The sequence below is a fragment of the Porphyromonas bobii genome, assembly GCF_943169685.1.
Classification (GTDB): domain Bacteria; phylum Bacteroidota; class Bacteroidia; order Bacteroidales; family Porphyromonadaceae; genus Porphyromonas; species Porphyromonas pasteri.
In genome coordinates this window covers 119167-133866 of the sequence record NZ_CALPBU010000004.1, presented here as the reverse complement: position 1 = coordinate 133866, position 14700 = coordinate 119167, and the positions used below count along the sequence as shown (strand labels likewise).

At 58.7% G+C, this 14700-nt stretch carries 11 protein-coding genes; 3 read left to right on the top strand and 8 right to left on the bottom strand.

The annotated features are described in order from the left end of the window. Nucleotides 1-249 precede the first annotated feature (249 nt). The gene (locus tag KO088_RS05345) at nt 250-804 is read left to right on the top strand and encodes a pyruvoyl-dependent arginine decarboxylase (RefSeq protein WP_009432265.1); all 555 of its coding nucleotides are present in this window, start codon (nt 250-252) and stop codon (nt 802-804) included. A gap of 141 nt (nt 805-945) precedes the next feature. Here the strand turns inward: KO088_RS05345 and KO088_RS05340 are convergent, their stop codons facing one another. Both KO088_RS05340 and KO088_RS05335 read right to left on the bottom strand, forming a co-directional pair. Beyond that, complete coding sequence (locus KO088_RS05340) at nt 946-1833, bottom strand: YicC/YloC family endoribonuclease (protein ID WP_215493887.1); 888 nt, start codon at nt 1831-1833, stop codon at nt 946-948. Between the two features lie 79 nt (nt 1834-1912). Continuing rightward, nucleotides 1913-2566 carry a hypothetical protein gene (locus KO088_RS05335; RefSeq protein WP_215493886.1) on the bottom strand — a complete coding sequence of 218 codons (654 nt, stop codon included), beginning with the start codon at nt 2564-2566 and terminating at the stop codon, nt 1913-1915. Between the two features lie 280 nt (nt 2567-2846). On the opposite strand from KO088_RS05335, the gene KO088_RS05330 reads away from it, so the two are divergent. Further along, nucleotides 2847-3476 (top strand): ribonuclease H1 domain-containing protein, encoded by a 630-nt coding sequence (locus KO088_RS05330; RefSeq protein ID WP_215493885.1) that lies wholly within the window; start codon nt 2847-2849, stop codon nt 3474-3476. Between the two features lie 273 nt (nt 3477-3749). Further along, the gene (locus KO088_RS05325; RefSeq protein WP_215493884.1) at nt 3750-5108 is read left to right on the top strand and encodes an alanine/glycine:cation symporter family protein; all 1359 of its coding nucleotides are present in this window, start codon (nt 3750-3752) and stop codon (nt 5106-5108) included. A gap of 83 nt (nt 5109-5191) precedes the next feature. On the opposite strand, the gene KO088_RS05320 is transcribed toward KO088_RS05325, so the two are convergent. The 6 genes from KO088_RS05320 to KO088_RS05295 form a co-directional block, all read right to left on the bottom strand. Beyond that, entirely contained in the window at nt 5192-5971 is a 780-nt protein-coding gene (locus KO088_RS05320) for a 3'-5' exonuclease (protein WP_215493883.1), read from the bottom strand. Nucleotides 5972-5976: 5 nt separating this feature from the next. Further along, the gene (locus tag KO088_RS05315; RefSeq protein ID WP_215493882.1) at nt 5977-7755 is read right to left on the bottom strand and encodes a bifunctional metallophosphatase/5'-nucleotidase; all 1779 of its coding nucleotides are present in this window, start codon (nt 7753-7755) and stop codon (nt 5977-5979) included. A gap of 44 nt (nt 7756-7799) precedes the next feature. Next, on the bottom strand, nt 7800-9842 hold the full coding sequence (gene metG, locus KO088_RS05310) for a methionine--tRNA ligase (protein WP_215493881.1): 2043 nt from the start codon (nt 9840-9842) through the stop codon (nt 7800-7802). An 81-nt stretch (nt 9843-9923) separates the two neighbouring features. Next, entirely contained in the window at nt 9924-10958 is a 1035-nt protein-coding gene (gene galE / locus KO088_RS05305; protein WP_009433559.1) for a UDP-glucose 4-epimerase GalE, read from the bottom strand. Between the two features lie 21 nt (nt 10959-10979). Beyond that, a complete protein-coding gene (gene yihA, locus KO088_RS05300) occupies nt 10980-11576 on the bottom strand; it encodes a ribosome biogenesis GTP-binding protein YihA/YsxC (RefSeq protein WP_215493880.1) in 597 nt (198 codons plus the stop codon). Between the two features lie 567 nt (nt 11577-12143). Further along, on the bottom strand, nt 12144-14660 hold the full coding sequence (locus KO088_RS05295) for a glycosyl hydrolase family 95 catalytic domain-containing protein (protein WP_215493879.1): 2517 nt from the start codon (nt 14658-14660) through the stop codon (nt 12144-12146). Between the last annotated feature and the right edge of the window lie 40 nt (nt 14661-14700).

Below are 14700 nucleotides of genomic sequence, written 5' to 3'. Positions count from 1 at the left end.
TAAGACTACGTACATAGATGCGGAAAAAGCACTACATAAAGGCGCTTTTTTCTTCACGAGAAGGACACTTGTAGCTCCGCTTCTTATCACTGCGAAGCAGTGGAATGTGTCGAGAAAGAGGTCAATAAGAGAGCTAAAGTTCTTAAAAATAGTGTACCTTTGTAAGCCTTTGTCCAGCCGTATGCATAGCGGAATGGGCGGAAAGAGTGCGCAATAAGTATTAACAATCATAGATTTATAAGGAACTAAATGAGCAAGTACGTAGGGAATCTTATCCCCCACACCTTCTTCGTGACGAAGGGGAGCGGTGAGTCGGATCTGGAACTTCACGCTGGGTCATACCACATGGCTCTGCATGATGCTGGGATCTCTGACTTTAATATCATGGTCTATTCGTCCGTGCTGCCCGCTACGGCACACATCGCTTCGATGGATGAGATCGACCTGCCTCCCTTCGGCTCTGAGCTGAAGACCATCCTGGCTGTATCGCACGGTCAGCAGGACGAATTCGTCTCTGCAGGTGTCGTCTACGCATGGATGTATGCTGATGAGAACTTCGATAAGAAGGTCGGTGGTCTGGTTTGTGAAGTCAGCGGCCGCTACCGCATCGAGGAGCTCGAAGCTCGTCTGATCCGTGTGATCAACGACCTGCACCAGAAGACCTATGGTCACTACTACCTCGGCGAACTGAACTTCGTCACCGAAGGGATCACGATCGAGAAGCGCTATGGTACGGCTCTGGCTGGTCTGTGCTTCATCGACTTCCAGCAGCCCGAAGTAGAGCCCGTAGAGCGTCACTTCTAAGCGACCTCTCGCTCTCACCTGCGACTTCACGATAGAGTCGCACGGACATAAAAGCCACGAGCTTCAGCCCCACCAAGCGTGGGATGCTGAAGCTCGTGGCTTTTCTATGTAGTCGGGTAGCGAGGGCTACCGCAGAATGGCTTAGAGGATGTTGAGTACCTGTTCCTTGATCTGCTCAAGCTCGTCCTTCATCTTGACGACGAGCTGCTGCATCTCGGCTTGGTTGCTCTTCGAGCCCATTGTATTGATCTCACGACCGATCTCCTGTGCGATGAAGCCAAGGGTCTTACCCTGACCAGGCTGATCGGCGTTGAGTACCTCGATGAAGTAGCTGAGGTGATGTGCCAGACGTGACTTCTCTTCGTTGATGTCGAGCTTCTCGATGTAGTAGATCATCTCCTGCTCGAGGCGGGAGTTGTCATAGCCACCCTGAGGGGCGATCTTCGCGAGACCCTCTTCGAGACGCTGACGGATAGCGGCGATGCGCTCAGCTTCGGGGAAGGTGATCTCCTCAAGCAGTGCGCTGATCTTCGCGATACGTGAGGCACAGACCTCGTGGAGCATCTTACCTTCCTGCAGGCGGAAGGCTTGTAGCTCCTCTACAGCCTGACGGGTGGTGGCGCGGACGACGTCCCACTCCTCCTTGCTGACCTCGGTCGTGCGGCTACTTTCGCTATCCATGACGCCAGGCAGACGCAGCAGGGCGACGGGGTCAATGGGGAAGTCCAGCCCCGACTCCGTGCGGAGCGTCTGGAGCTGATGGACGTACCCGAGGAGAGCTTCCTTGTTGATGGGGGTAGTGTTGCCCTCGAGGGCGTCATCCTCCATTGTGATGGAGAGGTCGATCTTACCGCGCTGCAGGCGGTCGGTGATCAGAGAGCGGAGCTCCAGCTCGCCCTCGCGGTAGATGGAGGCAATGCGTGCCGAGAGGTCGGCCTGCTTGCTATTGAGTGACTTGATGGCGACGGTGATGGTGCGGCTACCGAAGCGTGCCGAGGCCTTCCCGAAGCCAGTCATGGAGTGTATCATACGGGTCTTTGCTTTTATTCGCGGGCAAACATACGAAATATTCGTGAGTTAGCCCGCCCAGACTCACGCTGTGAGCGCCTTAGAAGAGGATACCGAACTTGAGAGATACCCCGCCCGAGCTACCCCAGTACTTGTCGAAGTAGCGGCTGGAGTTGAACTCCTGATAAGCGTAACCCAAGCTGATCGTGAAGCGGTTGACGACGATCCCCCCTGAGAGTGCGAAGTAGAAGCCGTGCAGCCCTGAGTGAGTAAGGCCGATGGAGTACCCAGGCTTTATGTCGAGGAAGGGCTTGACGACGGAGTTCGTGGGGAGCGTCGCACGGAAGTTCACAAAGAGGGGAAGCATCCAGAAGGCGTCGCGGTGCTTGTGAGAGAAGTAGCCATTGAAGCCCAAGCCCCCACCGAGGTAGATCGTGGGGCTGACGAGCGTACCGAAGGAGCCGAGTAGCTCCATACGCCCCAGACGGTCGGCGGAGGTAAAGCCGAGCTCCAGCGTCCCGGAGTAGTAGGGGGCTGAGCCGCCACCATAATAGCCTCGGCGACGTGGTGCGGCCTCGGCGAAGCTCATCAGGTAGTCGCTCTCCGTGCTGACGGGAGCATCGGTGAGCTCTACAGTAGGCTCCTCGTGCTGTGTGCTGATGGTCGTGAGTGCTTGGCTCTCGACGGACTGCGCCTGTGCCCCGATGCTCATCGAGTAGAAGAGGAGGGCAGCGGTGAAGATCATCTTCTTCATGTGTGGTGTCTTGTTAGCAGTGAAGTGTCTTACGCTCCCTAAATGCCCGAGCAGAGCAAAGGCTGGAGCGGGAGACACGTGTACCATTAAAACGAGCGCACTTCCCCGCTCGGTATGTGAGCCTCCCTCTTGTTCTTGTCTTTGAGGCGTTTGAATGCCCTCGGATGATGCTGCTTTTATAGGCGCTGGAGCGGTAGCACGGGGGATTGTTGTACTTTTGGGCACCGCTCCCACGACGGGAGACGGCAGGAAACGACTTCATCCAAGAGCAGGTAAGCCGATGGCAAAGCAACAAAAGTGGTACGTCGTCTGGGCGGGACACGAGCCTGGGGTCTATGAGACCTGGGCGGAATGTCAGCGCCAGACGCAGGGCTATCCCAAGGCCCTCTTCAAGTCCTTCGAGAGCCGTAGTGAGGCTCTGCGAGCCTATGAAGAGGGCTTTCAGGGCTTCTCCCGTCGCCACCGTGCCCCCTCGGGGATGGAGAGTAGCACAGAGGCTCCCATCGAGGAGGCGCTCGCTGTCGATGCTGCCTGCTCGGGCAATCCAGGTGTGATGGAGTACCGCGGCGTGTACCTACCTTCGCGTCGGGTCATCTTCGAGATGGGCCCCTTCCCCAAGGGAACGAATAACATCGGGGAGTTCCTCGCCATCGTGCATGCGCTGGCGCTCATCGAGAAGCAGGGGCTCTCGCAGCTCGTCATCTACTCCGACAGCCAGACGGCCCTCGGGTGGGTGCGCAAGAAGCGCTGCAAGACCCTTCTAGAGCGCACGGCCGAGACGGCTCAGCTCTTCGACCTCATCGAGCGTGCTGAGCGCTGGCTCCAGACGCATACCTACACGACACCCTTGTATAAGTGGGATACCGTCCGCTGGGGCGAGATCCCCGCCGACTACGGTCGCAAGGGCTAAGCACCTTATTTCTTCCGGCACTATTTATACCTTTGTAGGCGAAGTCCATGGACACTTCGCCCGTGGACGTATGGCTTGCCCCTCTATAATACCAAGAGGAGCGCCCCTATGATGCGCATGAATAGCTCAAGTATTCCGCTCTTTTCCCGAGCGCTACCCCTGATAGGAGCACCCACTTCTACGTGTAGGTGCCCCGATCCCTACGCATCTACTCCTTAGGTCTAAGCCACAATTCACAATACCTCTAACACTAACTCACAAAACTCACAGCACATGGATGTATTAGGGTTCGTCAAAGAGTTCAACGGAATTCTTTGGAACAGCTTCCTGATGTACGCCCTCCTCGGCGTCGGCATCTTCTACACCATCTATCTCGGCTTCCCACAGATCCGCCACTTCAATCTGGCGATGAAGTATGCTTTCGGCCCCGCTATGCAGCGGAAGAAGGGCGAGGAAGGTAACTCCAAGGTCAACTCCTTCCAAGCTCTCGCCACCGCCGTGGCTGCCCAAGTCGGTACGGGGAACGTAGCGGGTATCGCCACCGCCATCTCCATGGGTGGTGTCGGCTCGATCTTCTGGATGTGGATCTCCGCCATCCTCGGTATGGGGACGATCTTCTCCGAAGCCGTCTTAGCGCAGAAGTATCGTGAGGTCCGTCCCGGTGGAGCTATCGGGGGCCCCGCCTTCTATATCCGCAAAGGCCTCGGGCTCAAGTGGCTGGCACTCTTCTTCTCAATAGCCTTCATTACCTACGTGGGCTTCACGGGAAGTATGGTGCAGGCGAACTCCATCACGGTCGCGCTGACGACGGCCTTTGATATCGAGCCTTGGGTCGTCGGTGTGGGTATCGCACTCATCGTCGGTATCGTGATCGTCGGGGGGCAGAAGCGCATCACCACGGTCGCTGAGCTCGTCGTGCCCTTCATGGCTATCGCCTATATCTTGGGTTCGCTCGTCATCATGTGCATCTATTTCGACCAGATCCCCCAGGCCTTTGCTGAGGTCTTTAGAGAAGCCTTCTCTACGAAGGCCGCTGCTGGGGGGGCTGCTGGTATCGCGATGAAGTATGCCATCCGCTATGGGGTCGCTCGTGGCCTCTTCTCCAACGAGGCAGGTATGGGTACTTCGCCCCACGCTCATGCTATGGCCGAGGTGAAGGACCCTGCGATGCAGGGCTTCGTAGCGATGTCGGGTGTCTTCATCACGCTCCTCATCTGCACCTCTACGGCGCTGGTCATCCTCCTCACGGGTGCCCATAAGCAGGCTGGACTCGAGTCGACAGCGATTACGCAGGAGGCCTTCGATATGGTCTTTGGTAAGGCCGGTATCATCTTCCTACAGGTGAGTATCTTCTTCTTTGCCTTCACGACGATCATCGGGAACTATATCTTCGGTGAGATGAATGTCCGCTCGCTCTTCGGCAAGGTCGGGGTCTATGTCTTCCGCGCAGTGGTCATCGGCTCGGTCTTCGTCGGGGCGATCTTCGCTGTGACCTTCGTGTGGGAGATCACCGACACAGTCACAGGGCTGATGGTCATCCCGAATATCATCGCCCTCATCTTCCTCGCTCCACAGACAAAGGCAGCCTACAAGAACTTCCTCAAGAAGCGCTCTGCAGGTGAGCTTGACTAAGAAGCAATCCCCATAAACAGCGAGCGGGCACCCCACCATCGGTGGGGTGCCCGCTCGCTGTTTATAGCTATGCGTGGAGTGCGCTACACGATGAGCTGCCTGAGACAAGCGGCGCAGAGGCGAACGTCACGCAGGCCCTTCTGGCGGAAGCGCACGTGGACGGCTGGCTGGTGTAGGTAGAGGTAGCCGAAGAGTTCGCTGAGCTTAGGGTAAGCCGCTTCACCCGAAGCACGGCGCTTGAAGCCTAAGACTCGCCCGCGCTCCATCGTGCAGAGGGTGGGTAGTGCCTCCAGCGAAGCTGTCGGAAGCCCTACGGCTTCCAGCTCTGAGAGGACGAGGGTACGATGAAAGCGAACGTTGTGCGCGACGAGTACTTTCGCCTCACTCACGGCTTGGAGCAAGCGCTCCAGTGCGGGGCGTAGCTCCTCGCCCTCACACTCCATCTGCTCCGTCGTGATGCCGTGCAGGGCGGTAGCCTCCTCTGTTATGGAGGCGCTACGACGGATGAGGTGCGTCTCCTCAGAGAGGCAGGCACCTGTAGCGTCCAGCACCTGCCACGAGAGGAGGATAATCGGCGAGGGGGCGAACTCTATCCCTACCTCCTCTTCGTGGAGGATGTCCTGCGTCTCGGTATCGAGGACGAGGTAGTGGGGGAGGGCTTCTCTTGGAGCAGGGCTATCAAAGAGTGGGGACGAATCGACATCGACCTCTACAGCGATAGGTGCGTCCTGTCGCTGTAGAGGTCGATGTGTATGTGCCGAGCGGAGAAGCTCCGAGCGGCGCTGAAGGCCCCATCTCAAGAGAAGCTGCAGGAGTACCAGCGCAAGAGGTACCAGAAGCAGAAGGAGTGGGGCAAGGCGCATAAGGCTTACTTCTTAGGGAAGAGGAAGGCACGGCTACGCTCGGCGGCGGCCTTTGCCCAGTCCTCAGGGAGGAAGCGCCAGTTCTTCGGGTCTACGGGGCGGACGACCTTGTGACGGCGGAAGAATTCTGCTAAGTAATAGGACTGGTCGTGCGAGGTAGCGCCGACGATACGCTTCGGCAGGTCTTCCTTCGCGATGCCAGCACCCGTGGTGAGCATACCTCCAGCACCACCAGCACGGTAGGAGTTGACGGCTACACGATAGGTGCGGTCGAGGTCGAAGGGCTCGCTATGCCCCGTGAGGCGGAGGATCGTCACACGCTCGCCCTCGGGCTTGGAGAGGTCGACAGTGTAGTCGATGCCTTGCGCCGCGCTGTAGTTGTAGGGCGGTACGAAGGTCTTATACTTGTCCGTCGGCTGTGCTCCAGTGCGCAGGCGGATGAGCCCGCCATCTTCGGTGATGGAGGTCGCTGCCCAGCCTGCATAAGAGTACTCAAGGTAGCCACGTATCTCACGACCTGTGAGCTGCATAGCGTAGAGGAAGTTGGAGAAGGGACAGAACTTAAAGAGATCACGTACATAGACCTTGCCTGCGGGGAGGACGGCAGAGGTCTTCAGCGGTGCGGCAAAGGAGATCTCTGCATTCACCGACTCGAGCTGCATACGGTGGATGACATCCATATAGGGTGTCGTACCGAAGAGCGCATCTTCGCCACGCACCTCGGAGGCCAGCTCACCGACTTCAGTAGCCAGATAGTCGTTCACTGCAGCATACTCCTGGGCGAAGTGGCGGAGGAAGACCGAGTCTGGCTCTACACCCTCAAGTGAGATGAAGGAGGGGACGAGCTGCTTAGAGACGACGCGACCACCTTCCTTGCGCACGGTGATCTGGATGTCCGCGACACGATCGAGGTGGTTAGCGGGATTGATGAGAAGGACGGAGTCCGTCGTGCTTCCCTCAGGGCGGATCCACTCCAGCTCCTGACGGTGGTCGTGGCCAATGAGCAGGAGGTCAATGCCCATACCCTTATTCGCCAGCGCACGGCCAGCATTCTCGAGGTAATCGGGGTTGTCATTCTCCAGCCCGGAGTGCATCAGTACGACGAGGAGGTCAGGCTTCTCGCGCTGCTGGATGAGGGGTACCCAGTGTGCAGCCGAGGTGAGGATATCGTCAAAGTGAAGTCCTTCCCAGAGATGGGCAGGTACCCACTGAGGGATAGCTGGCGTCGTGAAGCCTAAGACGGCTACACGGAGCCCAGCACGGGTGAAGACGTGATAGGGCTTGAAGTAAGGCTCGCCCGTCTTGTCGGAGATGATGTTCGCTGCGATGAGGGGGAACTTACACTCGCGTCCCCACTTGTCGAAGACGCTATGCCCAGGCTCGATGTCGTGGTTGCCCATGGCGACTGCATCGTAGCCGAGGTAGTTCATCGCCGAGGAGACGATGTGTGTCGAGAGGGTGTCGACGTAGTTGTAGTAGTACGTCGGGGGCTCACCCTGCAGGAGGTCACCAGCGTCCAGCAGCAGGGTCTCGGGGTCCGTACGACGGATCTCACGCAGTACCGTCGAGAGACGTGACATGCTCCCCGTACCTGGGCGGTCATTGAGGAAGTCATAGGGGAAGATATTCCCGTGGACGTCTGTGGTGTGGAGGATACGGAGCTTGTGCTGCGTGACACGGGGCGTCTTCTGCGCCCATGCTACGGAGCCTAAGAGGAAGAAGAGGACGAGTACCCCTGCCCAGCGCACTGGGCTAAGGATACTCGTCTTGAGAGAGCTATTCATGTAAGTGGGTTCTTGGTCTGAATAAACAGGGGAGGGGCGAAGCCTTACTTGACTTCGCTACCAGGGGTGATCGGGCCCTGAGGCGTGATCACGCGGAGCTGCCCCGTCGTGCGATCGGCTGCGGAGAGGATCATCCCCTGCGACTCGATGCCACGGAGCTTACGTGGAGGGAGGTTGGCGATGAAGCAGACCTGCTTGCCTACCAGCTCCTCGGGAGCGTAGTGCTCAGCGATACCAGAGACGATCGTGCGGCCACCCAGACCATCGTCGATGCGGAACTGCAGGAGCTTGTCGGCCTTAGGCACCTTCGTGCACTCGGTGACGGTACCCACGCGAATGTCCAGCTTGAGGAAGTCCTCGAAGTCGATATTCTCAGCGATGGGGGCTGCGTGATCTTCGGCAGCCTCGTTGGCTTCCTTCGTCGCCTGCAGCTTCTGGATCTGAGCCTCGATGACGTCATCCTCGATCTTCTCGAAGAGGAGGCTGGCCTCGCCGAGCGTGTGTCCAGCTTCGATGAGGTCGCTACGGCCGAGGTCGGTCCAAGCGGGGAGGTCGATGGCAAGCATCTTGCAGAGCTTCTCGCTGCTCATCGGCAGGAAGGGCGCGAAGGCAATGGCGAGGTTAGCCGTGATCTGCAGGGAGATATTGAGAATCGTGGCGACACGCTCCATATCGGTCTTCGCCAGCTTCCAAGGCTCGGTGTCGGCGAGGTACTTGTTGCCAAGGCGTGCCAGATTCATCGCTTCCTTGAGGGCTTCACGGAAGTGGAAGTTGTCCAGCTCACGCTCGATGGCGGCACGGACGGTAGAGAGCTCTGCGAGGGTCTCGCGGTCGAAGTCGGTCAGCGCACCGAGAGCGGGAACCTTCCCGTCGAAGTACTTCGAGGTGAGGACGAGAGCACGGTTCACGAAGTTACCGAAGACAGCTACCAGCTCATTGTTGTTGCGTGCCTGGAAGTCACGCCACGTGAAGTCGTTGTCCTTCGTCTCGGGGGCATTGGCCGTGAGGACGTAGCGCAGGACGTCCTGCTTACCGGGCAGATCCTCGAGGTACTCATTGAGCCAGACGGCCCAGTTGCGGCTCGTGGAGATCTTGTCGCCCTCGAGATTGAGGAACTCATTGGCGGGGACGTTCTCGGGGAGGATGTAGGAGCCTTCGGCACGGAGCATCGCAGGGAAGACGATGCAGTGGAAGACGATGTTGTCCTTGCCGATGAAGTGCAGGAGGCGCGTGTCTTCGCTCTTCCACCACTTCTCCCAGCTGTCGGGCAGGAGTTCCTTCGTATTGGAGATATAGCCGATGGGCGCATCGAACCACACGTAGAGCACCTTGCCCTCGGCACCCTCTACGGGTACGGGGATGCCCCAGTCGAGGTCACGGCTCACAGCACGGGGCTGCAGGCCTCCGTCGAGCCAGCTCTTACACTGCCCGTAGACATTGCTCTTCCACTCCTTGTGGTCCTCGAGGATCCACTGCTTGAGGAAGGGCTCGTGCTTGTCAAGGGGCAGATACCAGTGCTTTGTCTTGCGGAGCTCAGGCGTAGCGCCGGAGATAGCGCTCTTGGGGTGGATGAGGTCGGTGGGGTTCAGCGTCGAGCCACAGGACTCACACTGGTCACCATAGGCGCGCTCATTCTGACAGCGAGGGCAGGTACCCGTGATGTAGCGGTCCGCGAGGAACTGCTTGGCCTCGGGGTCGTAGTACTGCTCGCTCTCTTCTTCGATGAAGCCGCCCTTATCGTAGATGGTTCGGAAGATCGAAGAGGCAAGCTCACGGTGCGTGGCGCTCGTCGTACGGCCGTAGATATCGAAGGTGATACCGAAGTCAGCGAATGACTTGCGGATGATCCCGTCGTAGCGGTCGACGATATCCTGTGGGGTCACGCCTTCCTTCTTAGCCTTGATCGCGATGGGCACACCATGCTCGTCGCTACCACAGACGAAGAGCACCTCCTCTCCCCGGAGGCGCAGGTAGCGGGCATAGATATCAGAGGGGATGTACACACCTGCCAGGTGGCCGATGTGCACGGGGCCGTTCGCATAAGGCAGGGCGGCGGTGATGAGGGTACGCTTGAAGTTCTTCTCCATCTATATTCTTTCTATCTAAGCACCATACGAAGGGGTAGGACGGATAAAAGTCCTACCCCTCGGCACGCATGATGCGGTATATTACTTATTCTTCTCAATGAGGCGCTCCTGCCAAGCCCAAGCAGAGCGGAGCGTGTCGGCGAGGGATTCCTTAGCTTCCCAGCCGAGGATGGTGTTGGCCTTCGTGGGGTCAGCCCAGACCTTCTCGATGTCGCCTTCGCGGCGGCCGACGATCTTGTGGGGGACCTTCACGCCCGTGACAGCCTCGAAGGTGCGGATGAGCTCCAGCACGCTGACGCCACGGCCGGTACCGATGTTGAAGGTCTCCAGAGGCTCGCTGCCCTTGGAGTCGTCCAGCATACGCTCGATAGCGATGACGTGGGCCTTCGCCAGGTCGACGACATTGATGTAGTCGCGGATGCAAGAGCCGTCGGGGGTGTTGTAGTCATCACCGAAGACGCTGAGCTGCTGACGGATGCCAGCGGCGGTCTGCGTCAGGTAGGGGATGAGGTTCTGAGGCACACCATTGGGGAGCTCACCGATGAGTGCAGAGGGGTGAGCACCGATGGGGTTGAAGTAGCGCAGGCGGATGACCTTGTAGGGTACACCAGCGTAGACTACGTCGTTGAGGATCTCTTCATTGATCTGCTTCGTGTTGCCGTAGGGTGAGAGGGCTACCTGGATAGGAGCTTCCTCGGTGACGGGCAGGATCTCGGGCTGGCCGTAGACGGTGCACGATGAGGAGAAGACGATCCCCTTAGTGCCGTGGCGCTGCATAGCCTCGAGGAGGACGATCAGTGAGAGCAAGTTATTCTTGTAGTAGAGCAGAGGCTTCTGTACGGATTCGCCGACAGCCTTGCTCGCAGCGAAGTGGATCACGCCCTGGATCGAGGGATGAGCCGTGAAGATGCGCTCGATAGCTGCCTCGTCATTGCAGTCAGCCTCGTAGAAGATGGGGCGAATGCCGGTGATCGCTTCGATGCCATCAAGGACCTCGATATTGGAGTTCGACAGGTTGTCAATGCTGACGACCTGATAGCCAGCTTGGATCAGTTCGACGGTGGTGTGAGAGCCGATGTAGCCGGTACCGCCAGTGACGAGAATGGTTCCTTTCATTGTCTTACTTTGTGGAGTCTATTATAATGTAGTGTTGATTTCTTCGATGTAGCCGAGGAGCTCGTCACGCCCCATACGCTCCTCCGAGGAGGTGACGAAGATCGGGGGGAGCTCCTCCCACTCTTCGTGAAGCTTGGCCTTGTAGGCCTCGATGTTGGCTGCGAGACGACCCTTGCTGAGCTTGTCGGCCTTCGTGAAGACCAGAGCGAAGGGGACGCCTTCCTCACCCAGCCATTGGATGAACTCGAGGTCGATCTTCTGAGGATCGTGTCGGCAGTCCAGGAGCACGAAGAGCAGTACCAGCTCCTTGCGCTCCAGTACGTAGTCCTCGATCATGCGTCTCAGGCTATCGCGGCTGTCCTTGCCGAGGCGGGCATAGCCGTAGCCGGGGAGGTCGACGAGGTACCACGCATCGTTGATGATGAAGTGGTTGATGAGCTGCGTCTTCCCAGGCTTCTGCGAGGTCATAGCCAGCCCCTTGCGTGCGGTGAGCATATTGATGAGCGAAGACTTCCCGACATTGGAGCGCCCGATGAAGGCGTATTCGGGGAGTCCCGTCGTTGGGCACTTCTCCACGCGACTATTGCTGATGACGAACTCTGCAGACTTGATGACCATAGGCTTTATTACGCTTATCTCGTGGCTACAAAGATACGGCTAAAGAAGCAAATAGCTACATCTCGGCCAGCTACCCTTCAGGGCTGACGCATCAAAGTGCAAGCAGTTGGTACTCAATACAGCGTGTTAGCTGAACTTCCTTGGGGAAAGTGGCGCGAAGCAATGGGGAGGTAAGGATACCACAATAGTCGTCTGCACTGTGGAGCAATAGTCGTTTGTCAATCTACCTACTGACCTTGTATCAGCGAATGGCTATAACTGAGGATCTCGTAAGCTCTGCTGTTATCCTGCTCTGTGGAGTCTGCGAGAAGCAACTGCAGGAGGAGGGGAAAGCAAGCAGTACTGGTCACTCGAGTGACCAGTACTGGTTTGCGCTCCGACCAGTACTGGTTGATATTAGTAACCAGTACTGCTTCGATTGGTGAGCAGTACTGGTCGCAGAATGCCTCTCTATTAGAGCTTGGTATAGAGGGATATAAGTAAGGGGCACGAACCAATTTCGGTTCGTGCCCCTTACTTGTGTGACTCTTCTTGGGAGAGCCTGTGATAGAGTGGCTTGTGCGTGCCTTAGGGCTTCTTCACGACCTCCAGACGATCGCCAGCCTGCATCTGGGGGAGGCGCAGGCGACCTTGGTGGAGGAGCGTCTTCGTGTCTAAGGCGCGGCCGTTGAGTCGGAGGACGTAGCCACGACCTTCGCCAGGCAGGAGGAGCGTGTGACGATAGGCGTGGTGTGCCTCGAGGACTAAGCGGTCAAGCTCGCCTGCAGACCAGCTGAGCGAGCAGGTGGCATTACCGATGACGCGCAGGCCTTGGATGCTACCAGCCTTCCATGCCTTGGGCAGTGCCGGCAGCGGGATGATGCAGCCCGTCTCACTGCTGAGGAGCATCTCTATGATGCCCGAAGAGCCGCCGAAGTTCCCGTCGATCTGGAAGGGCGGATGCGAGCTGAAGAGGTTGGGCTCTGTACCACTGCCGTAGGGCTTATTCGTCTTGGGGTCGATGGCGTCGACGGGGCGGAGGAGCATGTTCAGCACCTCATAAGCACCCTCAGCATCGCCTAGTCGTGCGTGGAAGTTCACCTTCCAGCCCATGGACCAACTGGTGCTGCTTGAGCCACGTGCGATGAGTGTCTTCTTCGCGCCTTCAGCCAGCTCGGGCGTGCCGTGGGGCGTGATTTCGCTCCCAGGGAAGAGCCCGTAGAGATGCGATACGTGGCGGTGGTGTGGCTCGACCTCCTTGTAGTCCTCCATCCACTCCATGATACGCCCGTCGGGGCCGAGGGTGGTGGGCTTGATCTGGCGCAGTGCCGTGGAGAGGCTGTCGACGAAGGTGCGGTCACGACCGAGGGCCATCGCTGCCTCGCGCGTCGTGGAGAAGAGCTCGCGCAGGATCTGATTGTCCATCGTCGAGCCCGCAGCTACGGCGACGGCCTTGCCTTGGGTCGTGTAGTAGCTGTTCTCAGGTGAGGTCGTGGGGACATTGACGAGGTAGCCGCTCTTGGGATCCTTGACGAGCGTCGTGAGGAAGAAGCGTGCAGCTCCCTGCATCACGGGGTAGATGCGCTGCAGGTAAGCACGGTCTTGGCTGTAGCGATAGTGATTGTAGAGGTGCTCGCAGAGCCAAGCGGCGGAGGTATTCGTGGCGCCCCAGCTGGGATGCTCGCCAGGGGCGGTGAACTGCCATACGTTGCCGAGGACGTGCGTGACCCAGCCCTTAGCGCGATAGAAGGTGCGTGCTGTACGCTCACCCGAGGGTACGATACTCTCGACCCAGTCCGTGAGCGCCCCGACGGTCTCGGGGAGTGCGCCCTTCTCGGCAGGCCAGTAGTTCATCTGTAGGTTGATGTTCAGGTGGTAGTCCCCGTTCCAAGGAGCTTGGATGGTTTCGGTCCATATCCCCTGCAGGTTGGGGGGCAGAGCGCCAGGGCGGGTGCTGGAGAGGAGGAGGTAGCGGCCCAGCTGCATATAGAGGGCGGCCAGTGCTGGATCGCGCTCGGGGTGCTCGTAGTAAGCGATGAGACGGCGCTGGATCGGTAGCGACGAGAGTGCTGGATCGGAGCCGAGGAAGCGCGCCTGTACGCGGTCCATCTGTGCGGTGAAGCGCTGTACGTGCTCAGCGAAGAGGTTGGCTTCGCCCACGGCCTTAGCTTGGAGCGTCTGCTCGATGCTGCGTGCCATGACGGGCAGGCGCTTATCGTAGTGGTTCGTATTGTGCGCGATGTAGAGCTCGATCGTGGGGGCATTCACTACGAGGAGCTCATCGCCACGAGTGATGAGCGTACCGCCCTGAGGTAGGACGGGGCGTACGACGATGGCGTAGCTCATGCCACGACCGCCCTTACCGTCGGGGAGCTGACCCGAGAGCGTCAGGAAGCCAGCTTCGGCTGCGGGGTGCCCATTCTCGGGGCGGGAGAGGGAGAGACGGAGCGTGTCACGGCGGGCCTCTTCGCTGTGATTCGCGATGTGTACGACCTGTACCTCACGGCCGAGGACGCTGTACAAGCGCTTCGTGCGATAGGCTTGCCCGTCGACGACGAGGCTCTCCTTGCTGACGCCTTCGCTGAGGCTCAGCCCACGGTAATAGCCGCTGAGCTCGGGAGCCTTGTCCCAATTGAGGTGAAGGAAGCCGCCAACTTGGTAACTGCCGTAGGGGGTGTTCGCTCCCTGTCCGCGTCCGCTCCCTACGCCACCGCAGACGAAGGTACGGTAGATGAGGTCTTCGGCTTCCTTAGCCCGACCAGCGAGGAGGAGCTTACGGATGGCGGGGAGTTGCTTGTAGGCCTCGGCGTTCCAAGCGGTGGAGTCGACCGAGCCGCTCCACATGGAGCTTTCGTTGAGGGTGATCCTCTGATGCTGTACGCCACCATCGGAGAGCATCCCCAGGCGGCCATTGCCGAGGGGGAGAGCCTCCATCATACTCGTGGCGGGGCGATCAAAGAAATAGGTGAGGCTCTCGCGGTAAGCCTGGTCTATAGAGGTATTCGTCTTAGCCCGCGGTGCCGCCGTCGTGGGGCTGGCGAAGGCGTTGCCCGCGCTGAGGGCTGCTGCGACGAGGGTGCAGCGAAGTAGGGTAGTATATGCCATAGGACTTGTGCAAGCGATATGGAAGCATCGGCGCTCCCGT